General features: G+C 70.0%; 1 protein-coding gene. It reads right to left on the bottom strand.

The features are described 5' to 3' along the window. Window positions 1–207: hypothetical protein (locus O4220_RS27805; RefSeq protein WP_269608756.1), on the bottom strand; the 207-nt coding region annotated here is incomplete at both ends.

Here is a 207-nt window from a genome sequence, read left to right on the forward strand (position 1 = left end):
CGGTCGGAGTCGGTCAGGATCGACGTGGTGCTCACGCGCACAGCGTCCAGCGGGCCGGCCAACAGGGTGAGCGGAGTCCTGAACTCGAGGCCGACGTTCTCCAGCAGTCGAGTCTTGGCCTCGTCGGCCTCGGCCAGCGCCGCGACGCGACGCCGTTCCTTCTCGAACGCATGCGAGGCGGTCAGTGCCGTGGACACGCGCTCGGCC

This window comes from Rhodococcus ruber (assembly GCF_027270735.1).
Classification (GTDB): domain Bacteria; phylum Actinomycetota; class Actinomycetes; order Mycobacteriales; family Mycobacteriaceae; genus Rhodococcoides; species Rhodococcoides rubrum_A.